19 protein-coding genes are annotated in these 24,587 nt (G+C 70.9%); 13 read left to right on the top strand and 6 right to left on the bottom strand.

From position 1 onward, the window contains the following. Positions 1-114: 114 nt before the first annotated feature. Together ABZ234_RS06330 and ABZ234_RS06325 are read left to right on the top strand one after the other, a co-directional pair. Positions 115-1,173, top strand: a complete 1,059-nt coding sequence (locus ABZ234_RS06330) for a type III polyketide synthase (RefSeq protein ID WP_355011241.1) — start codon at positions 115-117, stop codon at positions 1,171-1,173. A 33-nt stretch (positions 1,174-1,206) separates the two neighbouring features. Next, on the top strand, positions 1,207-1,638 hold the full coding sequence (locus ABZ234_RS06325; RefSeq protein WP_355011240.1) for a nuclear transport factor 2 family protein: 432 nt from the start codon (positions 1,207-1,209) through the stop codon (positions 1,636-1,638). Positions 1,639-1,688: 50 nt separating this feature from the next. On the opposite strand, the gene ABZ234_RS06320 is transcribed toward ABZ234_RS06325, so the two are convergent. Then, entirely contained in the window at positions 1,689-2,708 is a 1,020-nt protein-coding gene (locus ABZ234_RS06320) for a methyltransferase (RefSeq protein ID WP_355011239.1), read from the bottom strand. Between the two features lie 285 nt (positions 2,709-2,993). Here ABZ234_RS06320 and ABZ234_RS06315 point away from each other — a divergent pair, with 285 nt between their 5' ends. From ABZ234_RS06315 to ABZ234_RS06300, 4 genes are all read left to right on the top strand, one after another. Continuing rightward, the gene (locus ABZ234_RS06315; RefSeq protein WP_355011238.1) at positions 2,994-3,722 is read left to right on the top strand and encodes a DUF6518 family protein; all 729 of its coding nucleotides are present in this window, start codon (positions 2,994-2,996) and stop codon (positions 3,720-3,722) included. Positions 3,723-4,260: 538 nt separating this feature from the next. Beyond that, complete coding sequence (locus ABZ234_RS06310; RefSeq protein ID WP_355011237.1) at positions 4,261-4,965, top strand: class I SAM-dependent methyltransferase; 705 nt, start codon at positions 4,261-4,263, stop codon at positions 4,963-4,965. 344 nt (positions 4,966-5,309) lie between these two features. Then, the gene (locus ABZ234_RS06305; protein ID WP_355011236.1) at positions 5,310-6,257 is read left to right on the top strand and encodes a SagB/ThcOx family dehydrogenase; all 948 of its coding nucleotides are present in this window, start codon (positions 5,310-5,312) and stop codon (positions 6,255-6,257) included. A gap of 4 nt (positions 6,258-6,261) precedes the next feature. Then, complete coding sequence (locus ABZ234_RS06300; protein WP_355011235.1) at positions 6,262-7,533, top strand: MFS transporter; 1,272 nt, start codon at positions 6,262-6,264, stop codon at positions 7,531-7,533. A 131-nt stretch (positions 7,534-7,664) separates the two neighbouring features. Here the strand turns inward: ABZ234_RS06300 and ABZ234_RS06295 are convergent, their stop codons facing one another. The 3 genes from ABZ234_RS06295 to ABZ234_RS06285 form a co-directional block, all read right to left on the bottom strand. Continuing rightward, the gene (locus ABZ234_RS06295; RefSeq protein ID WP_355011234.1) at positions 7,665-8,762 is read right to left on the bottom strand and encodes an XRE family transcriptional regulator; all 1,098 of its coding nucleotides are present in this window, start codon (positions 8,760-8,762) and stop codon (positions 7,665-7,667) included. A gap of 1,163 nt (positions 8,763-9,925) precedes the next feature. Then, the gene (locus tag ABZ234_RS06290) at positions 9,926-13,933 is read right to left on the bottom strand and encodes a tetratricopeptide repeat protein (RefSeq protein ID WP_355011233.1); all 4,008 of its coding nucleotides are present in this window, start codon (positions 13,931-13,933) and stop codon (positions 9,926-9,928) included. 55 nt (positions 13,934-13,988) lie between these two features. After that, a complete protein-coding gene (locus ABZ234_RS06285) occupies positions 13,989-14,327 on the bottom strand; it encodes a trypco2 family protein (protein WP_355011232.1) in 339 nt (112 codons plus the stop codon). A 65-nt stretch (positions 14,328-14,392) separates the two neighbouring features. Here ABZ234_RS06285 and ABZ234_RS06280 point away from each other — a divergent pair, with 65 nt between their 5' ends. The 7 genes from ABZ234_RS06280 (at position 14,393) to ABZ234_RS06250 (ending at position 23,197) form a co-directional block, all read left to right on the top strand. Continuing rightward, positions 14,393-14,644: a hypothetical protein gene (locus ABZ234_RS06280; RefSeq protein WP_355011231.1), complete on the top strand. Its 252-nt coding sequence runs from the start codon at positions 14,393-14,395 to the stop codon at positions 14,642-14,644. A 516-nt stretch (positions 14,645-15,160) separates the two neighbouring features. Then, positions 15,161-16,759, top strand: coding sequence for an ABC transporter substrate-binding protein (locus ABZ234_RS06275; protein WP_355011230.1), 1,599 nt, complete (start codon positions 15,161-15,163; stop codon positions 16,757-16,759). Next, entirely contained in the window at positions 16,759-17,718 is a 960-nt protein-coding gene (locus ABZ234_RS06270; RefSeq protein WP_330156226.1) for an ABC transporter permease, read from the top strand. Before ABZ234_RS06275 ends, ABZ234_RS06270 begins: the two co-directional genes overlap by 1 nt. Next, on the top strand, positions 17,715-18,623 hold the full coding sequence (locus tag ABZ234_RS06265) for an ABC transporter permease (protein WP_355011229.1): 909 nt from the start codon (positions 17,715-17,717) through the stop codon (positions 18,621-18,623). The genes ABZ234_RS06270 and ABZ234_RS06265 overlap by 4 nt, the downstream gene beginning before the upstream one ends. Beyond that, complete coding sequence (locus ABZ234_RS06260) at positions 18,620-20,458, top strand: ABC transporter ATP-binding protein (RefSeq protein ID WP_355011228.1); 1,839 nt, start codon at positions 18,620-18,622, stop codon at positions 20,456-20,458. The genes ABZ234_RS06265 and ABZ234_RS06260 overlap by 4 nt, the downstream gene beginning before the upstream one ends. Before the next feature lie 67 nt (positions 20,459-20,525). After that, a complete protein-coding gene (locus tag ABZ234_RS06255) occupies positions 20,526-22,529 on the top strand; it encodes a CocE/NonD family hydrolase (protein ID WP_355011227.1) in 2,004 nt (667 codons plus the stop codon). Continuing rightward, entirely contained in the window at positions 22,526-23,197 is a 672-nt protein-coding gene (locus ABZ234_RS06250; protein WP_355011226.1) for a TetR/AcrR family transcriptional regulator, read from the top strand. Before ABZ234_RS06255 ends, ABZ234_RS06250 begins: the two co-directional genes overlap by 4 nt. A 137-nt stretch (positions 23,198-23,334) precedes the next feature. On the opposite strand, the gene ABZ234_RS06245 is transcribed toward ABZ234_RS06250, so the two are convergent. Together ABZ234_RS06245 and ABZ234_RS06240 are read right to left on the bottom strand one after the other, a co-directional pair. Continuing rightward, positions 23,335-23,814 (bottom strand): NUDIX domain-containing protein, encoded by a 480-nt coding sequence (locus tag ABZ234_RS06245; RefSeq protein ID WP_355011225.1) that lies wholly within the window; start codon positions 23,812-23,814, stop codon positions 23,335-23,337. Between the two features lie 151 nt (positions 23,815-23,965). Further along, positions 23,966-24,529 carry a hypothetical protein gene (locus ABZ234_RS06240; protein ID WP_355011224.1) on the bottom strand — a complete coding sequence of 188 codons (564 nt, stop codon included), beginning with the start codon at positions 24,527-24,529 and terminating at the stop codon, positions 23,966-23,968. Positions 24,530-24,587 lie beyond the last annotated feature (58 nt).

The following is a 24,587-nucleotide window of genomic DNA, read 5'->3' as shown; positions in this document are numbered from 1 at the left end:
TAGAGAAGTACACAAAAGGGAGGAACTGGGGCACATTCCCCGACCGGGGCGAGCGGCGGGTACCCGGCGGACACGGCGGTACGGCGTCCACCGGTGCGGCGAGGAGGCTTCGACATGGAAGCGGTGCAGATCAGCAGTATCGGTACGGCCCTTCCGCCCGCTGCCCTGGACCAGGCGGAGCTGCCCGGTCTGCTGCCCGCCGATCAACCCGGGGAGCGGCTTCTGCGCAGGATCCTGGCGGGTTCGGGGATCCGCAAACGCCATCTGGTGATCGACCCCCGCGTCGAGGACGGCTCACGCTGGTCCACGTCCACCCGGATGCGCCGGTTCCAGGACGAGGGACTGCCCCTGGCGACGGAAGCGGTCGGGGAAGCGCTCGACCGGGCAGGGGTCCCGTCGGAAGAGGTCGGCCTGCTGTGCCTCGTCTCCTCTACCGGCTACGGCACCCCCGGGGTCGACTCCCGGCTGCTCCGCGACCTGGGGATGCGCCCCTCCACCCGGAGGCTCGTGGTCGGCCACATGGGATGCTTCGCCGCGCTTCCCGGCCTGGCCGCGTGCGTCGACTTCGCGAGCTGCCACCCGGAACCCGCGGTGCTCCTCAGCCTCGAACTGTCCTCGCTGCACCTCCAACCCCCGCCGTGGGACGTGGAGCAGTTCGTCATCAACTCCCTGTTCGGCGACGCGGCCGTGGCCCTGGTCGTCGAGGGGGACGCGGGCCGGCCCCCGGACCACCCCGCGCCGCTCGTGCTGGACCTGGCCTCCCACACCGACCACGGGCACGAGGAGCACATGACCTGGGAGGTGGGGGACCAGGGGTTCAGGATGGGGCTCTCCACGGCCATCCCCGACCTGATCGCCACCTGCCTGCCCGGCCTGGTCGCCGATCTGCTCTCCCCGCACGGGCTGACCCCCGGGGACGTCGACTGGTGGGCGGTCCACCCCGGCGGCCGGCGCATCATCGAAGCCGCCGAGGAGAGCCTCTCCCTCGGCCCCGCGGCGACCCGGGCCTCACGGCACGTCCTCCAGGAGTACGGGAACTGCTCCTCCGCCGGACTCCCACTCGTCATGGCCGAGCTCCAGGACACCACCCCCCTGGCTCCCGGGAAGCACGGGGTCGCCATGACCTTCGGCCCCGGCCTGACCCTGTACACCGCCCTGCTCCAGGGCACGTGAACCGCGCCGCCGCAACGGACTCGGGGAGGAACCGTGCACGAGGAGACCGCGCGCCTGCGCTCGCTGTTCGACCGCGCCGACATCTGCGACCTGCTGGCCGAGTTCGTCCGCCGCCTCGACGACCGGGACTTCACCGGATACGCGGCGCTGTTCACCGAGGACGGGGTCCTCCGCATGCCGGGGAGGGAGCACCGCGGCCGCGCCGGCCTGGCCGAGTACGTGGAGGCCGACCTGGGGCACTACCACCGGACCCACCACCTGAGCGCCAACCACCGGGTGGAGGTCGACGGCGACCGCGCCACGTCCCGCTCCTCCATGCACGCCGTCCACCTGCGCAGCGCGGACGACCCCACGGACTGGTGGTCGGTCGGCGGCCGGTACGACAACACCTACCGGCGTGTGGGCACGGCCTGGCGGTTCCACACGGTGGACATCACCCCGGTCTGGCTCGGTGAAGGACACTGAACCCCGGCCTCTGTCCTCCCCGGTGGGAGGCGGGGCGCGACAGGAGCGGTTCAGCGGGGCACGGCCTCGACGAGGCTGTGCGGCGAAGAGGTCGGGACGACGCGTCGGAGTTCCAGGTCCGCCCCGGCCAGCAGTTCGGCGAACTGCTCATCTGTGCGTTCCCGACCGCCGGAGAGGACGAGCATGGACAGGTCCATGGCCTTCCCGGGGTGGGGGGCGCCGTCCGAGGGCAGCACCGACTCGATGAGGAGGAGTTTCGCGTCCTCGCCCATGGCCCTCCGGCAGCTGCGCAGGATGGCGGTCGCGCGCTCGTCGGACCAGTTGTGCAGGACCCACTTCAGCACGTAGAGGTCGCCGCCCGGCGGCACCTCGCGGAAGAAGTCCCCGCCGACCACCGAACACCGGTCCGCCAAACCCTCGTCCCGGATCCTCTCCCGGGCGGACTCCGCGACACCGGGGGTGTCGAAGACGACCCCGCTCGCGCCGGGCTCGCGGTGCAGGACCGCGCTCAGCAGGGCCCCTGAGCCGCCCCCGACGTCGACGATGCGGGAGGCGCCCGCGAAGTCGTAGGCGTCGAGCACTGCGGGCACCGCTATCCGGGTCAGTTCCCGCATCGCCTCGTCGAACAGGCGACCGTGTTCGGGGTGGTGCGCCATGTAGTCGTAGATGTGCTCCCCCGCGACCACGGGGAAGGTGGCCTCGCCGGTGCTCAGGCTGTGCCGGACTCCCCCCAGGACCAGGGGCGCCACCGTTCCCGCCAGCGCCAGGACGGAACGCACGGACGCCGGGTGGTCGGAGCGGAGCGGGCCGCCCGTCTCCGTCAGCTCGAAGACACCGGGCCCGGTCTCGTGGAAGAGGCCGCGGGAGGCCAGCAGCCGCATCATGCGGTGGAGGGCCCCGGGGTCGGAGTCCGTGTGCTCCGCCAGGTCCTCGGACGAGCGGGGCCCCGAAGCCAGGAGGTCGGCGATGCCCAGTTCGGCGGCGATCTGCAGCGCCCGGGCGTGGACGATCTCGTCCCCCAGGTCGAGCAGCGCGTAGGCCCGCTCCTGGTCGCTCCTGTCACAGGCCACGCGTTCCCCCTGTCCCGGCCCCTCGGCACACCTGTCAGCCACCTGCCGGACTGCCACCGACTGTAGGTTCCCGCAGGTGGGGGCGCGGGTAGGGCCCGCGCGTGGCGTGTCGGCCCCGATGGGGCCCGGGGCGACCGCCCGTCCGCTGCCCCTCCGGCTCCTCCGAGCCACCGACGGCCCTCCTGACGCGAACGGCAGGGCAGAGCATGTGCGCGGTCGAGGAGACGGGCCTCCGAACCGCCGTGCACCCGGATCGTCACCGCACCCGTGTGCTCTCCTGGGGCGATGAGCACGGACCCCACCCCCTCCACGCCCATGTCCCCGACCGGACGGACCCTTGGGAGGAACAGCCCTCCGGCGGATCCCCCCTCCGCCGTCCGGCTCTTCCTGGACCGCCGCCTCGCACTGCTCCTGGCCCTGTCAGCGGCAGTGGGCCTCGCCTGTGGAGCACTCGCCGTGCTCGTCGACGGCCTCAGCTCCGACGGACTCCCCTTCCTGGAGTGGTCGGTCGGACTCTACGTCGCCCCGCCCGTGCTGCTCGGCTGGTCGGCGGTCCGCCCGTGGGCGGCCACCGCCGCCGGTTCGCTCGCGTACCTGTCCGCCGTTCTCGGACACCTGGCCACCGCCCATCTGACCGTCGACGACTACAACCTGCTGGAATACAGGGCCTGGGTGCCCCTCGGTCTCGCCATGGGTGCGCTTCTGGGGTTCGCGGGAAACAGGTTCCACTCACGCTCCACCACCGTCACGGTGTTCGCGGTCGGCCTCCCCCTCGGTCTGTTGGCGGTCTTCCTGTGGGTGAGCGTCCAGGCGCAGGTGGACAGCGGAGGAAAAGCGGTCCACCCCGGCTCCCTCCTCCTGGACGGGACCCTGGCCCTGGGGCTCCTCGCACTCGTCAGGGGCTGGGCCACCCGGTTCAAGGCACTGCTGTGCGCCGCCGCACTCGGCCTCCCGCTCGCCTTCGGCCAGTTCTGCCTGTTCGTGCTGGTGTGGTGGGCGAGCGGTGACCACTGAGCAGGCGACCGGTGGGCACGGTGTGGGCCCTGTGTCGGCGCACTGTGCGCGGCTCGGGCCCGGTGTCGACGCCGACGACGCGGCCACAACCATGGAGGTGTCGGCCGAGGAGCTCGACCGCGTGGCGGGGGACCTCGGGCACGGCAGAACCGGGACCGACGCGGAGCCACCGGTTCAGGGGGCGATCCTGTCATGGGACATGGCCTATCGGGATCTTCATAATTGTCCGGGCTCAGGACCGCCCCATAGCGTCTCATTCCCGCCTACACCAGCCCCCATTTCATTGGAAAAACTCGGCCACATGACCCTTCACCGAATATCACCAGTGTGGATGCACCGCCGTTCCGCCGCTGTCCGTATGTGGCCACCCCCTTGACCGAAGACGGGCCCTACCATAATTTTTACCCAATAACCTCAGGGTTGAATTTGGAGGCCGAAGATTTCCACTCATCCCCCCTCGGCGTCTCCCCTGGAAGCCTACGAAGGGCTTGCCAGTCAATACGACGCGACCTCGAGAACTTCCGACTACCACCGTTGGATGAACCTTTTCAGCGATCTCCTGAAAGAATTCAGCACCCCAGGAGAACGACTGGTCGACCTCGGTTGCGGCACCGGCAACAGCTCTGTGGAACTCCAGAAGAGCGGATACAGGGTCACCGGGGTCGACCTCTCTCCCGCGATGGTGGCGGCAGCCAAGGACAAAGAGGAGATGCGGGGGATCGATTTTCTCGTAGGAGGGTTGACCGACCTCCCCATCCCTGATGCGCAATTCGATGCCGCGATCTCCGCGGGCGAGGTGTTCCACTACCTCTCCGACGACGAGGAGTTGGACGCAGCCTTCGCCGAGGCTGCGCGGGTGCTGGTTCCCGCCGGCCTTCTGATCGTGGAAGTGAACACCGAACTGTCCTTCCGCGTGCTCTCCCAGGCCCCCAACATCCGCAGGTCCGACGACGGGTTCATCTCCTTCTCACCGCTGGCACCGGCCGACTTCTCCCCCGGCGAGGCCATCGACCTCGAGGTGGACTCCTTCGCCCGGGTGGCGGGCGACCTGTGGGAGCGTTCCGTCACACGGCACCGGCTGCGTCACCTGACGCACGAGCGGATCCTCGCAAGCATCGCCTCCGCCGGCCTGGAGTTCGTCTCCGTCCGCGGTTTCCACGGAGGGGCTCTGGAGGACGGCCTGGACGACGGAAGACACCCCAAGGCTCTGTACGTCGCCCGACGTACAGGTTCCGTGGCTTGACCGCGGAAATCCCCCAGTTGGAACCCGGTTCCAACAGCTAAGGAGAAGGCCATGATCAAGATCGAGCCCGTCGAAGAGCTGACCATCATCATCCAGTTCAGCCCCAGCTAGCACGCGGCCCGAGGAGGTCGGCCCCCTGGCGGGGCCGACCTCCTCCTTTTACAGGGAGCACCACTGTGAAGTACAGGTCGGCAAAACACCTCGAATGCTTCTGGGACGCATCCGGTTTCTTCATCAAGAACCCTCTGACCAAGGCGAAAATCAGCACCGATCCAATCACCGCGAGCGTTCTCCACAGCTTTTCCGAGCTGCGGTCCGTTTCTGATGTCGCACAGGAGCTGGGGTTGGACGAGGACGTCCTGGACAGTGCGGCCTCCTCCCTTTCAACCCTCGGTTTCCTCGAATCCGAGGAGCAGGACGGGGCCGGAATCGGCACAGAGGGGTTCGACGCCTGGGCGCCCTGGGGAAGGGAGGGCCTCTCGTTCCACTTCTCCACCAGGGACGCCCCTTTCACGGAGAGCACCGACGAGATCCGTGAGGAGCTCACCAAGGACCCGTCGCCTCCCCTGTTCAAGGAGTACAAGGACGCGGACAGGATTTTCCTCCCCCGGTACCAGGAAGATCCCGGCCGCTCCTACCGGGAGGTCCTCTACCGGAGGAGGACCCATCGGGACTTCGCCGACGCGCCTCTCGGACGGGAGGTCTTCTCGACCCTCATGGCGATGACCTTCGGGGTGAAGGACTTCATCGACGCCCAGCAGTTCGGCGCCCTCATGCTGCGCACCAGCCCCGCCGGCGGCGCCCGCCACGAACTGGAGGCGTACACGGTCGTCACCGGCGTAGCCGGGATAGCTCCGGGGATCTACCACTACAACGTCCGGGAGCACTCCCTGGAACTGCTCAGGGAGGGCGAGTTCCGGGACAGCCTGACCCGTGCGTGCGACTCGCAGTCGGGGGTGGGCGAAGCGCCCTTCTCCGTGGTCCTGACCGCGGTCGTCCCACGCCTGAGCTTCAAGTACCGGCACCCTCGCGCCTACAGGGTCATGCTGATGAACTCGGGGCACCTCGGCCAGACCTTCGTCCTGACGGCGACGGCGCTGGGGCTGGGCCCCTTCCAGACCGCGGCCTTCAACGACTCGGCCGTGGAGGAGCTGCTGGGCGTCGACGGGGTCCGGGAGACCGCGCTGTACGTCCTCTCCGCCGGCGTCCCCGCCGTGGACGCCAACGGGGACGCGGTCCTCTCCCACCCGCCGATGAGTCTGGAGGGCTCCCGGAAGGCCAGGTTCGGGTAAGCGCATGGACATCGACTCCTCGCAGGCCAGGGGCGATCCGCCGGCGGTGGGGCTGGGGGGAGCCTTCCACCGCTTCTGGGTCGGACACACGTCGGCCAATCTCGGCGACGGCGTCCTCCTGACCCTCTTCCCGCTCATGGCCGCCGCCCTGACCTCCGACCCCCTCGCGGTCTCGATGCTGACCGTGGCGGCCTACACCCCGTGGCTGCTGTTCGGCCTCCACGCCGGGGCGCTGATCGACCGGATCGACAAGCGCCGCGCCATGGTCGTCGGCAACCTCCTGCGCTGCGTGCTGCTCGGGGTGCTGGCGGTGGTCTCCTGGTTCGGTCCGGTCCCCGTCTGGGGACTGTGCCTCTTCGTCCTCGCCCTGGCGGTCTGCGAGGTCTTCCACGACGGCTCGGCCCGGGCGCTGCTCCCCGCGCTGGTCGCGCGAAACCTCCTGATCAGGGCCAACAGCCGCCTGCAGGGGACGCGTGTGGTGGCCTCGGACTTCCTCGGCGGCCCGATCGCGGGCCTGCTGTTCGCCCTCTCCACGGGGACCGCCCTGCTGTTCAACGCGGGGGCCTACCTGGTGGGGGCGCTGTTCCTGCTCTCCGCGGCCGCCGCGGCCCGTTCCCTCGGCGGGGAGGGAAGGGACGAGGACGAGCGGGCCCCGGACACACCTCGCGCCTCGCTGACCCGTGAGGCGCTGGACGGGCTCCGGTTCGTCAGGGACGACCGCGTCCAACGGGGGTTCGCCGTGGCCGCCGCCTTCTCCGGGTTCGCCACCGGCGGGGTGTCGGCCATCCTGGTGCTCTACGTGACCCGGACCCTCGACGTACCGGAAGCACTGTTCGGGGTCTACACGATGCTGTCCGCGGTGGGCGCGCTCGCGGCCTCGTTCCTGTGCGCCCCGTTGGGGCGGTGGTGCGGCCACGGCCCCCTACTCATCGTCGCCCACATCCTCGGGGGCGGGGTCCTGCTGACCATGGGACTCTTCCCCGACGTCGTCGTGGGAGCCCTCGCACTCGGTGTGTTCGGCCTGGCGGCGACGACGATCTCCGTGAGCGCCGCCTCCATCCTCCAGGCGGTGACGCCGATGCCGATCCTGGGGCGGGCGTCCATGGCCCGCATGCTCCTCGCCCAGGCCTCCGTCCTCCTGGGGGTCTTCACCGGCGGCCTGTTGGGAGGGTTCGGGCTCCACGTGCCGTTCGTCGCCGGAGGGGCCCTGCTCCTGACGGCGCCCCTGGTGTTCGGCCGCGTGTTCCGGGAGGGGGCGAAGCGCGCTGCGGTGTGACCGGCCCCCGCCACGGGCCAGGGGGTTCCTCCGCGCGCTCGGTACCCGGGTCGTGGCTCCGCTTTCCCATACGGCACGTCACGGCGGGGAGGCGTCGAACAGCAGTGGGACCGGGACCGCGGGGGGAGGAGTCAATCCGTTGCTTCCTCGGTGAGGGCTGCGAGCGAGACCTGGCCGCGCAGCATCTCCACTGCCCGGTGGGGAGTGATCTTATCGGTCTCCATCGCCATCACCACCGCGGAGGCGTAACCCGGGGGAACCCGTATGGAGGCGAGGTCGGGCTGGGGTTTCCACCCCAGGGCGTCCTTGAACTCGACGTCCGTCGGCGTACGGGTCCGCAGCCTGCGCACCTCCTCCGACTCGACCTCTCCGGTGCGCCGGAGCTGGGTCACCGCCAGACCCCACGAGACGCGGTAGGTCGCCGACAGCCGGACCAGCTCACGGCGCCGGGACTTCTCGCCGTGCTGCTCGACGGCCGACCCCATCTCCGAGGTCGGCAGGAGGAACTCGGCCGCGAACGCCTCCACCACCTTCTCCCGGTCCTCCCGTGAGGCGTGTACACCGAGGTCGCTGGAGAACTCGTCCCCCAGGACCATGTGCCCGAGCTCGTGCGCGGCGGTACTGCGCCTCCGGCCGGGCGCCTGCTCCTTGTTGACCACGGCCACCGCGACATCTCCGTCCACCAGAGAGGCTCCGTCCGAGGGCAGGGGGACGACGGCGGTGAACTGACCCGCCTGCTCGCACACGGCGGAGACGGACTCGATGGGACCCGTGCCCAGATTCAACCGGTCGCGCAGCCACAGGGCCGACCGGCGCGCCTCTTGCGCGCCCCGCACCTGCTCGGGGTACAGGAGCATCCGTCGCGGTTCCAGGTCTCCGAACCCGATGAGTCGGCGTACATCTCTCAGCCACTCGGAGAGCAGCGCCTCGGTCCGATAGGCATCGCGCGCGGCCCGGCTCTCCCCGATGTCTCCAACATCGGCTATGGCAGCCCTGCGGGAGACGACCTCGGGGGCGGGGTGGAGGAAGTGGGACAGGGGATAGTCGAGCGCGCGGGCAAGGCGGGTGAGTTCGACGGCGTCGATACGGCGCTCACCGTTCTCCAGTTTGGACACCATGCTGCGCTCCAAGCCGACTCTCTCGGCGAGGAGGTGCTGGGAGAGTCCGGCGGCGGCCCTGCTCTCCCGTACACGCTCGCCGATCTGCGCCCAACTCAGCTCTTCCCTCATGTGTGCGATCATCGCACAAGGGTCGTGAACGTGCCGCCGCTGTCGGCGGTAAAAGTTCCCCCTTCTTCCGTGTTCCCGGCTCCGCCGCACCGCGGTGTCCGCGCTCGGACCGCCGCGCACCGCCGCCGCGGCCTGCTGACCCGCATCCGGCACCGCACTCGTCCTCGGCCGGCGCCGCCTCTTCTTGTCGGCGAGCGGTGGGCACAGTGCAGACGGCCGGTGCGCGCGGCGTCGGTCCCGTGTCGGCGCGCGAAACGCCTACCGTCCGCTGACACGTCTGACCTGCGGTGATCGGTGGTATCTGCCCTCTTCCCTGTGACCGGCGGAGACCAGGCGCAGGCGATCCGGATGCCGACAAACGATCGCTGGGCCGCGAACCGTGAACTCGCCGTGCTCGGCGGAGTCAGGACGGCGACCGCGGCCCGGCACCCAAGCCGCTCCCCCGCCCAGTCTCGGCACGCGAAACGCTGCCCGACCGCCAACGCCTCCGGCTCTGCCGGAAGCGCCGCCATCAGGAAGAACCCTCGACACAACCGAAGGCCGGACGCACTCTCAGAACAGGAACACCTCCGGAACGGCACCGCCCTCGGGCCTACTCCTGAATGCTGGTTCCCTGCGTGCCAACGATCCCGAAAAAGCCTTGTGACTTCCCCGAGCACATTCCCCGAATCCGCCGACCAGTTCATCACCGCAATCGAGAACGAGGTCCAGGCGTTCCTCGCCGAGAAGGCCTCCGGCAAGGAAAACGTGTCCCTCGAAGGAGGGGAGGGGGATTACTCGTGCCCGTCACCGCCGACCGGACCGTAGAGGCCGCCTACGACCAGTTCTTCCAGCTCGGCCCGGATGTCACGTGGTATCGAGGGTGTGAGGACCCTGTCATCGCCCATGAAACAAGGTCAGGGGCGACGGGGACAGTGTGTTCTGCGGCTGCTGGAACATGCCGGACCGCATCTGTGGACCATGACGAATATGTGTTCGTGAAAGCACATCTAGAACCGGACAATCCACCAGAAACCCCCTTCGCAGCATTCCGTGGGCGACTACCCCCATGACATCGTCCTGGAGGGACGCGGTGTCGGCGGCTTGTACGAGACACACGCCGCTGCGACTTGCCCGGGTCCTTGAAGTGGCTGGGCGAGGTCGGGCAGGTAGGCATCGTGGCGCTACTCGGCCAAGGCGCGGCGGATGCGGACGACTTCGGTGCTCGCTTCGAGCGCCTCTTCGGCCCGACCCAGGGCAGCGAGATGGATGGATTGATTGTTCAGGGATTCAGCGAGATCGGACAGATAGGCATCGGGACTCTGCTCGGCCAGGATCTGGTAGCACTGAACAGCTTCAGTGCTTGCTTCGAGCGCTTCCTCCACCCTCGAAAGAATGGCAAGGAAGTTGGATCGATTGTGCAGGGAACCAGCGAGGTCGGGCAGGTAGTCGCCGGGACTCTGCTCAACCAAGGTGCGGTTGATGCCAACGACTTCGGTGCTCGCTTCGAGCGCCTCTTCGACCCGTCCCAGGGTACCCAGGTCGACGGATTGGTTGTTCAAAGATGTGGCGAGGTCGGGCAGGTAGTCGCCGGGACTCTGCTCAGCCAAGACGCGGTTGACGCGGACGGCTTCGGTGATCGCTTCGACCGCCTCTTCGGCCCGACCCAGGGCAGCGAGATGGATGGATTGATTGTTCAGGGATTCAGCGAGATCGGACAGGTAGACGTCGGGACGCTGCTCGGCCAAGCCGCGGCGGATGAGAACGACTTCCGTGCTTGCTTCGAGCGCCTCCTCCGCCCTCCCGAGAATGGCCAGGAAGTTGGATCGATTGTGCAGGAAACCAGCAAGGTCGGGCAGATAGGCATCGGGACGCTGCTCAGCCAAAGTGCGGTTGATGCCAACGACTTCGGTACCTGCTTCGAGCGCCTCTTCGACCCGCCCGAGGTCGGCCAGGCGGACGGCTTGGTTGTTCAAAGATTCAGCGAGGTCGGACAGATGGGTGTCGGGGTGCTGCTCAGCCAAGACACGGCGGATGCGGACAACTTCCGTGATCGCCTCCAATGCCTCTTCGGTCCGACCCAGAGCATCCAGGTCGACGGATTGGTTGTGCAGGGAACCGGCGAGACCGGGCAGGTAGGTATCGGGGTGCTGCTCAGCCAGGGCGCGGTTGATGCGGACAACTTCGGTGATGGCCTCCAAGGCTTCTTCCGTCCGACCCAGAACACCCAGGTGGATGGATCGATTGTTCAGGGATTCAGCAAGGTCGGGCAGATAGGCGTCGGGACGCTGCTCGGCCAGGACGTGATAGTGCTGAACGGCTTCGGTGATCGCCTCCAAGGCGTCTTCGACCCGCCCGAGGTCGGCCAGGCGGACGGCTTGGTTGTTCAGGGATTCAGCAAGGTCGGACAGATGGGTGTCGGGGTGCTGCTCAGCCAGGGCGCGGTTGATGCGAACAGCTTCGATGATCGCCTCCAAGGCTTCTTCCGTCCGACCCAGAACAGCGAGGTCCACGGATTGGTTGTGCAGGGAACCGGCGAGGTCGGGCAGATAGGCATCGGGGTGCTGCTCGGCCAGGGTGCGGCGAACACGGACGGCCTCGACGATCACCTCCAAGGCTTCTTCCGTCCGACCCAGGGCAGCAAGGAGGACGGATTGAGTGTGCAGGTATGCGGCGAGGTTGAGCAGGTAGATGTCGGGGTGCTGTTCGATCAGGGTGCGGTGGATGCGGACGGCCTCGACGATCACCTCCAAGGCTTCCTCGGTCCGATCGAGGGCACTCAGGCGGACGGCTTGGTTGTGCAGAGATGTGGCGAGGTTGAGCAGGTAGGTGTCGGGGCGCTGCTCAGCCAGGGTGCGGTGGATGCGGACGGCCTCGGCGATCACCTCCAAGGCTTCCTCGACCCGCCCGAGATCGCCCAGGCAGTTGGACTGGTTGTTCAACGATGTGGCGAGGTCGTGCAGGTAGGTGCCGGAACCCTGTTCCACCAGAACGCGGCGAATGCGGACGGCCTCGACGATCACCTCCAAGGCTTCCTCGACCCGCCCCAGGTCGACCAGGCGGTTGGATTGGCTGTTCAAGGATGTGGCGAGGTCAGGCAGGTGGGCGTCGGGGTCCTGTGCGGCTCGTTCCCGACACACCTCGACCAGGTGCGCGGTCAGACGCTCTGCCCAGACGGCCAACCGTTGGCTGGAGCGCGGGAGAGCGTTGGAAAGCTGTTCGATGACCTCGGCGGAGGTATCGGGGGCATCTGTGGTCTCTTCCAGCGCTTGGATGAGCGGGCCGGGACTTTCCACCTGGGTGGCCACCTCGATGACCGCTGACCCCAGCAGCTTCACGTGGCGGGCGCACAGCCGGGTCAGATGCCCTCCCACGGAGGGCAGGGCGGGGTGTGCGGCCGCGCGGGTGTACAGGGTCACCAACCGTTCGGCGTCCGCAGGGGTGATGCCCTCCAAGTGGGGATCGAACAGGGTGGGGTTGGCTTCCAGACGTTGTCCGAGGAAGTACTCCAGCAGCCGGTCGGGCTGCAACTGTCCCCACGGCCCCGCCCCGTCTGTGGGGTACAGGCCACTGGTCCACCGGCGGATCTGGTGTCTGCGTGCGGCGGTCTGCCCTTCCAGCACTGCCGCGTCCGCCAGGAGGTGGTCCGCCTCCTCGGTGTCGGCCGGGGCGAGGACGAAGGCCAGCGCCAGCACGTCCCGCAGTGGTTGCGCGAGTTCGGCCCCGCCCAGGCCGTGGGCGGCGGCAGTGTGGTTCCAGTACCGGTACTCGTGGGCCAGCACCCGCCCCTCCACCGCGCTGTCGGTGGTAATGGCGGTGGTGGGCTGGGTGGCGTCCAGCAGGTCGGCCAGGGCGCGCATGTGCACACTCAGAACGGTGTCCCACGTAGGGCCCGCCAGGTCCGGATCGTGCAGGTCGTCCGCGGCTCCGGTCCAGTCGGCGGGGTGCGGTGTGCGGGCCTCCGGCAGGGCCTCGGCCAGTTGGTGCAAGGCGGTGCGGTACTCCTGGACGCGGTCGAGCACGTGAGGGACCAGAGGGGGCAGCGGAAGTCGTCGGGCGGTGTCGGCCAGCAGGTGGCCGGTGACGGTGTTGACCTGCTCCCACCACTCGCCCACGGTCCGCACCAGCAACAGCACCCGCACCGGGGAAGCGCCCGGGGGACGGTCGCACAGCTGGAGCAGGGGGACCAGCTGTGCGGTCCGGGTCTCTGCGTAGTCCACCACTACCAGTAGGGGGGCCGCGGTGTCCTTGAGCGGTTCCAGATCACGGGCGGTGGCGTTGTCCTTGAGCCACACGGTGGCCCACCGCTGCCCGTGGGTGTCGGAGTGGGTGAGGTGTGAGGTGAGTTCGTGGGCCAGGCGGGTCTTGCCCTGCCCTCCGGGCCCGTGCACCACCACTGCGGAGAGTGCCTCATCGCTTGCGCACCACCCGATCAGGGTGCCCATCACCTCGTCGCGGCCGTGGAAGTCCACCACCTGGCGGTGGGCCTCCAGCAGCGAGGCCGGCGAAGGCCGATGGTGTGCGCGAGCGGTGTGGGCCAGGTGGGCGAGCTCGACCGGCTCCAACGCCAAGGGGACGCCGTGGTCGGCGAGTACTGCTCGGAAGCCGGGGTCGTGGTGCAGGATGTAGGCCGGAACGGCCTCCACCGCCGCGTGGGCCCGGTGATCGGGGTCGGTAGCCACCACCCCCGTCACCAGGTCGTCACACATCAAAGCGGCCCCGGAGAGTCCGCCCCAGGGGGAACCGTCCCGGTCCCACTGGGGCGGGTGGCCGCTGATGTTCATGACGTAGCGGTGACCGATCATCCGGTCGCCGGGGTTGAGGGTCCCCGAGGGCTGAGCGGTCTCCACCGGTCGGCCTTGGCGTTGGACCAGGTCTGGGTAGCCCCAGGTGTGGCACGGCGTGCCCGGACGGTTGGTGACCAGCCGTCCCCACCGCGTCCGTAGCGGGGGCGGCGCCCAACCGGGGTCGGTGATTTCGACCAGGGCTGCGTCGTCCATCCCCCCCGGGGTACCGCGCCAGGTCACCCGTCCTGTGTGGACGCGTGCGTCGGTGGCGGTGAAGAACGACACCTCACCACCGGGTGGCGGGACCACGTGGGCGGAGGTCAGCAGCAGGTGGGAAGCGATCACGCATCCTGATCCCGTCCCGGTGGGGGTGGCGATACGGGTGATGTGCGCGGCGGTCAGCATCAGCGTGTCCTGAACGGGATCGGAGCGGCCTGGGTCGACAAGCCAGGGGTGGGTGTCAGCGGCCGACCGGACCGGACCGGTCGCCGGGACCGGTGTCCTGAGTGGTGCTGGTGATGAACACGTCCCCGTTGGGGGTGCTCTTGTGGCGGGGGGTGAGGGTGAAGGACACCCTGTGGGTCCGGGCCCTGCCGGCCCCGGCCTCTATCTCGCCGGAGGCGATCCACGCGGAGAGCTTGCCCTTGGCCTTGCCGTCGAGTCGGAACTGGACCTCGAAGTCCATCGCCACGGGCCCGACATCGAAGATGAGGGCAGGGCTGTGGGCTTCGGCCTCCTCGGCCGCCTCGGTCAGTTCCTCACGCAACGTCCGGACGGCTTCGGTCAGGCGAATCTCCACGCTGAGCTCCTCACGAATGGGCAGAGGGCAAGGGGATGCGATCCCACGATCGTAGAACCTGGTCCGTGGCGCTGTGTGTGGAGGGCATTGGCCGTAACCGGCCAGCCTGCCGTTCGGTCCCGAAGTGTCTCGGAGCCTCCGGCACCGGCGGTGAGACCGCCCTGCGCGGCGAGGTGGAGCACCTGTGGCGGCTGGGGCAGCTGCTCCAGCGCGTCCTCGATCCCGCCTTCGAAAACGACCCCGAGCTGGCCGAGGTCCCCTCGCCCGCCTCGAATCCTGGGGGAACAAGATCTACCGCCCGCTGGCGCTGCACCTGATGGTGCTGCGCGACCGGGGGCACACCGACACCGACGAGCTCATCCGGGCGCTCGGCTACGTGGAGAGCTTCCTGGTCCGTCGTATGGTCGCCGGGGTTCCGGCCCAGGGGTTCAACAGGATCTTCATGTCCTCGCCCAAGGAGATCCAGCCCGGCGGATCGGTCGCTGACTCCGCGCACCGCCGCCGCGGCCCGCCGACCCGCGTCCGGCACCGCACTCGTCCTCGGCCGGCACCGCCTCTTCCTGTCGGCGAGCGGTGGGCACCGTGCAGGCGGCCGGTGCGCGCGGCGCCGGCGCTGTGTAGGCCCGGCGCCGGTCCCGTGTCAGCACGCGGAACGCCTACCGTCCGCTGACACGTCTGACCTGCGGTGATCGGCGACGGACACACGTGACCCCTCGCGTTTACCCGCTTTACCACCCGTTGAACCATCGACTTCCGACCTCTATCGTGCATGAGTCGTATCAATCGTTCAGTGAACGATTGATCCGTTCGCAGCACACCACGGAGGGGAAGACATGCCGCGTTCACCGGGGGCCGAGGGCGCCCCGCCGCGGATCCCGCGCAGAACGGCTCTGCTGGGGGGAGCCGGGGTACTCGGGGCCGCGGTCCTGCTCCCCGGCTGCGCCGCGTCCGGGCCGCAGGCGGCGCAGGCGCTCCCGGAGGCCGCCGCCACGGGCGCCACCGCCGACGGCGGCGTGCTGCGCATGGCCCGGCCGCCGGCGTCGCAGGCCGAGACCCTGGACCCGGCCAGCTCCCTGTCGGCCTACGAGTACCTCGGCGCCCTGTACAGCCGGCTGGTCCGGATGGACGCGGAGGGGCAGACCGTGCCCGACCTGGCCACCGGGTGGGAGTCCGACGACGCCGGCCTGGTGTGGACCTTCCGGCTGCGCGACGGGGTCCGCTTCCACGACGGCCGCGGCTTCACCTCCGCGGACGCCGCCTACACGCTCCGCCGGATCGTCGACCCCGACCTCGCCTCCCCGCAGGGGACGGTCCTGGGCCCGCTGGTCGACCCGGGCCGGGTGCACACCCCCGAGCCGGGCGTGCTGGTGGTCGAGCTGACCACGCCCAACTTCGAGTTCCCGGCGCTGCTCACCAACTACCACTGCTACGTCGTCCCCGACGGGGACGGCGACACGATCGGCGCGACCGGCATCGGCACCGGGCCCTTCCGTCTCGACTCCTTCTCCCCCGGCGGCCGGGGCCGCATCGTCGCCCATGACGACCACTGGGAGGGGCGGCCCGTCCTGGACGCCATCGAGATGTTCTCGATGACCGACATCCAGGCGCGGACCAACGCGCTGCTGGCCGGCCAGGTCGACCTGATCTCGCAGACCAACCTGGACTTCGCCACCGCCCGCGTCGTCGAGGCCTCCGAGCGCGCGACCATCGCGCGCTCGGTCAACGCCCAGTGGTACGTGCTGCCGATGCTCACCACGGCCGAGCCGTTCACCGACGCGCGCGTGCGCCGGGCGATGAAGCTGGCCTACGACCCGCAGCACGTCATCGACGTGGCCCTGCAGGGCACCGGCGTGCCGGGCAACGACAACCCGGTCCCGCCCGACACGCCCTACTGGACCGACTACGCGGTCGAACGCGACCCGGACCGGGCCCGCGCCCTGCTCGCCGAGGCCGGGCACGAGGGCCTGAGCCTGGAGCTCTACACCTCCGCCTACGACCCGGTGTTCACCCCGATGGCGCTCGCCTACCGCGACTCCGCCGCCGAGGCCGGGATCGACATCACCGTCCGCAACACCTCGGCGGACTCCTACTACACCCAGATCTGGATGCAGAAGCCACTGATGGCGACGTACTGGTACACGGGGCGTCCGGCCGACCAGCTGCTCAACCAGGTCTTCCGCAGCGGCTCCTCCTACAACGAGACCGCCTGGTCCGACGGCGCCTTCGACGACCTGCTCGACGCCGCCCGCGCCACGGCCGATGAGGACCGCCGCCGCGCCCTGTACCAGGACGCCCAGCGCATGGTCGTGGACGAGGGCGGCGCGATGACCCCGATGTTCGCCGACCGGTTGGTGGGCCTGTCCCGGGACGTCCTCAACTACCACGAGTCCGGTTTCGAGTTCGACTACCTCAACATCGGATTGAGGCCCTGATGATCGTCTACATCTCCAGGCGGCTGCTGTCCGCGGTCGTCACCGTGCTCCTGGCGTCGGTGATCGTGTTCGCCGCCGTGCAGCTGCTCCCGGGCGACGTGGCCACGCAGGTGCTCGGCCAGGACGCCACCCCCGACGCCGTGGCCGCGCTGCGCGAGCAGATGGGCCTGAACCGCCCGGCCGTCCTGCGGTTCCTCGACTGGATCACCGGTGCGGTGCGCGGCGACTTCGGGGTGTCCCTGGTCTCCGGCGAGCCCGTCTCCGCGACCCTGTGGCTGCACCTGCGCAACACCATGCTCATCGCGGTCGCCACCATCGCCGTCGCGGTCACCTCCTCGATCGTGCTGGGCGTCGTCGCCGGCCTGTACCGGGACCGCTGGCCGGACACGGTGATCTCCACCCTGACGCTGATCGGGATGAGCGTGCCGGAGTTCGTCGTGGCGACCCTGCTCGTGCTGGCGCTGTCCATCACCGTGCCGGTCCTGCCCGCCGTGGTCCTGGACGAGGCGTCCGCGCCGGTCGCCGACCTGTTGCCCGCGGTCGTCCTGCCCACCATCGCGCTGTCGGTGGTGATGACCGCCTACATCGTGCGGATGACCAGGACCAGCGTCATCGACGTCATGGAGAGCGAGTTCGTGACCACCGCGCGGCTCAAGGGCCTCGGCACGGGCCGGGTCGTGGTGCGCCACGCCCTGCCCAGCGCGCTGCTGCCCACGCTGAACGTGATCGCGATGAACGTGGCGTGGCTGGTCGGCGGCGTGGCCGTGGTCGAGAACGTCTTCAACTACCCCGGCGTCGGCCGGATGCTGCTGGAGGCCGTGCACAACCGCGACCTGCCGGTCCTGCAGGCCATCGCCGTGGTCAGCGCGGCCGTGTACGTGCTGTGCAACCTCGCCGCCGACCTGGGGGCGATGGCGCTCAACCCGCGCCTGCGCACCGGAGAGAGGAGCGCCCGATGACCGGGTCCCCGCACGGGGCCTCCGGGCCCGCCGAGACAACCGGGTCAACCGAGCCGACCGGAGCGGTCCGCACGACGCTGCGCTCGCTCGCGCGGTCCACGCCCGCCGTGGTCGGGCTGTCCCTGGTCGCCCTGCACGTGCTGCTGGCGCTGCTCGCACCGCTGCTCACCTCCTACTCCCCCACCGCCAACGACCCCGGCAGCGCGCTGCTCGGGCCGGGCGCCGACCACTGGGCGGGCACCGACGCCTACGGCCGCGACGTGGTGAGCCGGGTGCTGTACGGCGGCCGCTACGCGCTGACGGTGTCCTTCGCCGCGACCGCCTGCGCGGTGGCGCTCGGCACCGTCGTGGGCTGCGCGGCCGCACTCAAGGGCGGCCGGCTCGACGACGCGCTGATGCGCGTGCTGGACGCGATCCTGGCCATCCCGCCGATCCTGGCGCTGCTGGTCGTGGTGACCGTGCTGGGGACGGGCCCGGCGGTGATCGTCCTCGCCGTGACCGTGGTCTACGCGCCCCAGGTGGTGCGCGTGGTGCGCGCCGCGGCGCTGGGCGTGGCTCCGCTCGACTACGTGACCGCCGCGCGGGCGCGCGGTGAGCGCACCGTCTCCATCCTGGTCCGCGAGGTCCTGCCGAACATCGCCCACGTGGTGTCGGTGGAGTTCGCGATGCGGGCCTCGTGGGTCGTGCTGCTGATCAGCTCGCTGTCCTTCCTCGGGTTCGGCGCCAACCCGCCCACCCCGGACTGGGGGCTGATGGTCGCCGAGAACCGCACCGCCATGGTCGTGGTGCCGTGGGCGACGCTCGCCCCGATCATCGCCCTGGCGACCCTGGTCGTCGGGCTGAACCTGTCCGCCGACGGCCTGTCCCGGGCCTGGGGCGTCGACCGCGCGAAGGAGAGCTCATGAGCGGCACCGAGTCCGGCCCCCTGGTGCGGGTCGAGGGGCTGTCCGTGGCCTACCGTTCCGGCGGCGCCGACGTGACCGTGGCCCGCGAGGTGTCCTTCGAGGCTGCGGCCGGGGAGACGGTGGCCGTGGTCGGCGAGTCCGGCAGCGGCAAGTCCACCGTCGCCGGGGCCCTGCTCGGCCACCTGCGACACGGCTCCCGGGTCACCGGCGGCCGGGTCCTGGTCGACGGCAAGGACGTCCTGTCCCTGGACCGGCGGGGCCTGCGGGAGCTGCGCACCCGCGACATCGCGATGGTGGGGCAGAACGCGGGGCACGCGCTCACGCCGTCGATGCGCGTCGGCGCCCAGATCGGGGAGTCCCTGCTGTCACAGGGGCTGACGCGCGCGCAACGGCGCGAGCGGGTCCGCTCCCTGGTGGAGAAGGTCGGGCTGCCCGATCCCGGGGGGCTCGTGCGCCGGTACCCGCACCAGCTCTCCGGCGGGCAGCAGCAGCGGGTGGCGATCGCCATGGCGCTGGCGGCACGGCCCAAGGTGCTGGTGCTGGACGAGCCCACGACCGCTCTGGACGTGGTCACCCAGGCGCGGATCCTGGACCTGGTGGCCGGGCTCGGCGAGGAGTTCGGCCTGACGTCGGTCCTGGTCAGCCATGACCTGGGGGTCGTCGCGCGGATGGCCGGACGCGTCGTGGTCATGCGGGAGGGCGAGGTCGTGGAGGCGGCCGGGGCGGCCGAGCTGTTCGACGCGCCGCGGCACCCGTACACGCGCCGCCTGCTCGCGAGCGTGCCCAGGATCGGCGACCGGGGACTGGCCGAGGTCGCCGAGGACGGGACGCGGACCGTGCGCGAGCGCGTGCCGGTCCCCGACGACGCGCCCGAGGTGGTGTCCCTGCGCGACGTCACGATCGACTACGGCGCGCACCGGGCCGTCGGCGGCGTCTCGCTCGGGCTGCGCCGGGGCGAGGTGCTGGCCCTGGTCGGGGAGTCGGGCAGCGGGAAGTCGACGCTGGCCTGGTCCCTGGCGGGCCTGCGCGCACCGTCCTCCGGAACCATGCGGCTGCTCGGCGCGGACACCGGGGACGGGGACCGCCCCGGGGACGGGAGCCGGGACGGCGGCGACCTGGCCGTGCGGGCGCGGCTGCGCCCGCCGGGCGTCCGCCGCCGCGTCCAGCTCGTGTTCCAGAACGCCGACACCTCCCTCAACCCGCGGCGGATCGTCCGCGAGGCCGTGCGTCGGCCGCTGCGGTTCTTCGGCCTGGCCGAGCGGTCCCGCGCCGACGACCGGGCGCGCGAGCTGATCGCGGACGTCGCCCTGGACCCGGCGCTGTCGGACCGGCTGCCCGGACAGCTCTCCGGCGGACAGCGCCAGCGGGTCGGCATCGCCCGCGCCCTGGCCGGGGACCCGCGTGTGGTGGTCGCCGACGAGGTCACCACGGCGCTCGACGTGTCGGTCCAGGCGGCCGTGCTCGCGCTGCTGGACGACCTGCGCACCGAGCGGGACCTGGCGTTCGTGTTCATCAGCCACGACCTGGCGGTGGTGCGCGGGATCGCCGACCGGGTCGCGGTGATGCGCGACGGGCTGGTCGTGGAGGAGGGCCCGGTCGAAGCGGTCTTCTCCGGTCCCAACCACCCCTACACCCGGCGGCTGCTGGACGCGGTCCTGGAGCCGCGGCCGGTCGGGGCGGGCGGCGGCACGACCGCGCAGGCGTCCGAGCCGGCCGGGGAGACGGCCGCCCCGCCCCGGGACCTGGCGGAGGTCCCCGACCCGGAGTGGATCGACCTGGGCGGCGGCCACCGGATCCGCCGGTGGAACGCCGACGGAACCGGCCCGCGGCCCTGACACACAGGTCCTGACACACGAACGGTCCCGTCACGCACGGGCCCACACGAGAGACGAACGGGGGAGCATGCGCTACCGAGAGGACTTCGCGCGCGAGGTCGAGGTCCGCGAGGACTGGATCCCGATGGCCGACGGCACGCGGCTGCACGCGCGCGTGTGGCTGCCGGCGGACGCCCTGGCGGACCCCGTCCCGGCGCTGCTGGAGTACCTGCCCTACCGCAAGGGCGACTGGACGTCGCCGCGCGACGCCCAGCGCCACCCCTACTACGCGGGCCACGGCTACGCGTCGGTGCGGGTGGACCTGCGGGGGTCCGGCGACTCCGAGGGCGTGATGCTCGACGAGTACGCCGAGCAGGAGACCGCCGACGGGGTCGCGGTCGTGGAGTGGCTGGCCGCGCAGCCCTGGTGCACCGGCCGGGTGGGGATGTTCGGCATCTCCTGGGGCGGGTTCAACTCGCTCCAGATCGCCGCCCGGCGCCCGGAGCCGCTCAAGGCGATCGTCACGGTGTGCTCGGCCGACGACCGCTACGACAACGACGTGCACTACATCGGCGGCTCGGTGCTGGGCATCGACATGGCCGGCTGGTCCGGCACGATGCTGGCGTTCACGTCGCGTCCGCCGGACCCGATCACGGTCGGCGACGCGTGGCTGCCGATGTGGAAGGAGCGCCTCGACGCGCTGGAGCCGTTCGTCCACACCTGGCTGGACCACCAGACCCGGGACGACTACTGGCGGCACGGCAGCGTGTGCGAGGACTACTCCGCGATCGACGCCGCGGTACTGGCCGTCGGCGGCTGGGCCGACCCCTACCGGGACACCGTGCTGCGGCTGGTGGAGCACCTGCCCGGCCCGGTGCGCGGGCTGCTGGGGCCCTGGGCGCACCAGTACCCCGACATCGCGCGGCCGCCCGGCCCGCACATCGGCTTCCTCCAGGAGACCCTGCGCTGGTGGGACCACTGGCTCAAGGACGCGGACAACGGCGCCATGGACACCCCCCGGCTGCGCTCCTGGGTCCAGGAGCCGGTACCGCCCGCGACCGCCTACACGGAGCGGCCCGGCCGCTGGGTCACCGACGACGCCTGGCCCTCCCCGGCGACCCGCTGGTCCGAACAGGCCCTCGGCGCGGCGGGCTGCGCGCCGGTGACGGTGCACAGCCCCCAGCACACGGGCGTCGACGCGGGCCGCTTCTTCCCCTACGGCAACGCCACCGACCTGCCCCCCGACCAGCGGGAGGAGGACGGCCGGTCGACGTGCTTCGACGGCGAGCCCCTGGCCGAGCGCGTCGAGGTCCTGGGCCGGGCGCGGGTCCGCCTGCGCCTGGACGCCGACAGGCCCCGGGGCACCGTGATCGTGCGCGTGTGCGACGTGGCCCCCGACGGCGCCTCGACCCTCGTCACCCGCGGCGTGCTGAACCTGGGCAGCCGGTACGGCCGGGACCGGTCGGTGCCGTGGGAGCCGGGAAACCCCGAGGACGTGGAGGTGGAGCTCACCGGGACGGGGTACGCGTTCCCCGCCGGGCACCGGATCCGCGTGGCGGTGTCGACCGCGTACTGGCCGTGGGTGTGGCCGCAGCCCGACGACCCGTCCCTGACCGTGTGGCCCGACCGGAGCGCGCTGCTGCTCCCGGTGCGGCCCGCGGGCACGGACGAGGGGCGCGCGCCGGTGGAGTTCGAGGAGCCGGAGCAGGCGCCGCCGCTGGCGGTGGAGCTGGGCGCGTCGGAGCCCCGGCCCGAGCGCCTGGTGTCGCACGACGTCGGGACCGGCGAGTGGGTGCTCGACGTCGACCCCAACTACGGCGGGTCGCGCACCTACCCCAACGGTCTCGTGTACACGGAGAAGGCGCGGGAACGGTACCGGATCCGGGTCGACGACCCGTTGTCGGCCATGGCAGGATCCGAGTGGGAGATCACCATGCGCCGGGAGGACTGGGACGTTTCCGTGCGGACGTCGAGCGAACTGACCGCCACCGCGGACCACTTCGTCGTGCACAGCACGGTGGAGGCCCGCTCCGGCGGCGAGGTCGTCGCCACCCGGCGCTGGCAGCGCGAGATCCCCAGGACCGCGGGATGACCGGCCCTGCCGAGGGGCCGCCGGCCGCCGGGACGGCGGGGGCCAGGCGTCGCGCGGTCGCGCCGGACAAGCGCACCCGCCAGCCCACCGAGGTGCGGCGGCGGCTCATCCTGGAGGCCGTCGTGCCGCTGGTGATCGAGCACGGGGCGAGCCGGGTGGGCGTGCGCGACATCGCCCGCGCGGCGGGGGTGTCCGTGGGCACGGTCACGTACCACTTCGGCGGTGTGCGGGAGATCCTCAGCGAGGCGGTGTCGATCGAGATCGACGCCTACTACCGCCCGCTCGGCGAGCGGATGCTGGCGTGCCCCACCGCCGCGGAGGGGCTGACCACGCTCATCGAGGGCGTGTTCAGCGCGGAGACCGACCGGCACTGGCGGCTGTGGTTCGACAACTGGGCGGCCGACGCCAGCCTGGAGCCGGACTCGCGCCAGCACCGCCGGTACGAGGAGTGGTCGGACCGGGTGGCCGAGCTGATCGCCCGGGGCCGCGACCGGGGTGAGTTCCGCTGCCCCGACGTCGCCGAGACCACGACCCGCTTCAACGCCCTGGTCGACGGTCTGGCCCTGCGCCGCCTGCGCGGCGCCCCGCCGCTGAGCATCGAGCAGGCCCGCGCGCACCTGCGCCGGTTCCTGACCGGGGAGCTGGGCCTGGAGCCCTCCCCGGCCTGAGCCGCACGGGACAGTTCCCTCCCCTCTTCTCGGAGGGGAGGGAACTGTCCCTGGGCCTGCGCCGTCCGATCCGGTTCGCGAGGGGCACCGGCGGTCCGTATCCGGGCTGAACGGCCGGGGCCGGCGGAGTCGACGGCTCACGGTGCCCGGCTCCCCCGGCCGTCCTGGCCGACCAGGGCGAGCAGTCCACGGACGTTGTCCCCGGCGAACGCGGCGAGCCGGGGCGGCAGGAGTCGGATCTTCGCGAGGGCCTCACGGGTGGGAGGAACACGGACCACCTCGTAGTCGCCGCGTCCGGGCTCGGTGAACTCGGCCCCGGTGCGGTGGCGCAGATCCATCGAGACCAGCCGGGCGGCGAAGAGGTGCTGGAGGCCCACCCCTCCCGGAAGGTCCTCGGTGATGAGGAGGACCCGGTGGACCCGGTCGATCCGCCCGCCGAGCTCCTCGAGGACCTCACGGTGCAGGGCGGCCTCCGCATCGGCGTCCCCCGGTTCCAGGCCGCCTCCCACGCAGACCCAGTAGGGCTCCTGGCCGGGCCTGGTCCGCTTGACGAACACCAGCTTCCGCTCGCGGTCGAAGAGGAGGGCGCGGGCGCTCTGCCTGACGATCGCGGTCATGTCCGCTCGTTCCCGGTGGTGTTCCCGGCGTGGGAGACGGGCGTGCGAAGGCCGTGTCCTGCCCCGGGAGGTCCGGGGCCTCCCGGATCCGACCGCATCGTCAGCGCCCCAGGGGGACACACGGCGGAGGCCGGGGTCGGAGGACCTCGGATCAGGACAGGGTCGCGACCACCACCTGCAGATCCCCGCACCGGGCGCGGAGGCGCGACCTGCCCTCGGGTTCGGCGTCCAGCACGTGCGGAATCAGCACCTTTCCGCCCTGGGCCGCACCGGAACCGATGTTCTCCTCATCGGCTTCCCTGGACACGACGACCTGCTGGGCCCTGCGTTCCACGACGCGGCCGTCCTCGTGGATCTCCAGCTCCGCCTGTTCCTGCTCGCCCGCCAGGGCCCGTCGGAAGCACGCGAGCGCCACTCCGTCCCGGGTTCCGTCGTAGACCCAGCGTGGTCCGAGGACGGAGTGCTCCAGGGTTCCGACGAGGTGCTCCTCGTGACCGGCAAGGGGCGCGCCCCTGTAGGTCAGCGGCACGTGGAGCAGGCGGTCCCCGCGCCGGACCAGGAACGCCTCCACCCCGACCTCGCCCTCCGGGTCGTCGAACCGGTACGCGCCCAGCACCTCGTCGGGCCCCTGTCCCGCCCACGGACGGCCGTCCAGCCAGGCCCCGATCAGGGCCGGTTTGCTCGGTGTGAGGGTCGCACTGTGAATGATCGCCATGGGCACCAGTATCCGCCAGCGGCTCCGCTGAAGCAGGTCCGGGGGCCGCCCGCGACGA

This window comes from Nocardiopsis sp. NPDC006198 (genome assembly GCF_040613895.1).
Taxonomy (GTDB): Bacteria; Actinomycetota; Actinomycetes; order Streptosporangiales; family Streptosporangiaceae; genus Nocardiopsis; species Nocardiopsis tropica.
Note: the sequence above shows the minus strand (reverse complement) of the source record. Positions and strands in the feature narration are given on the sequence as shown.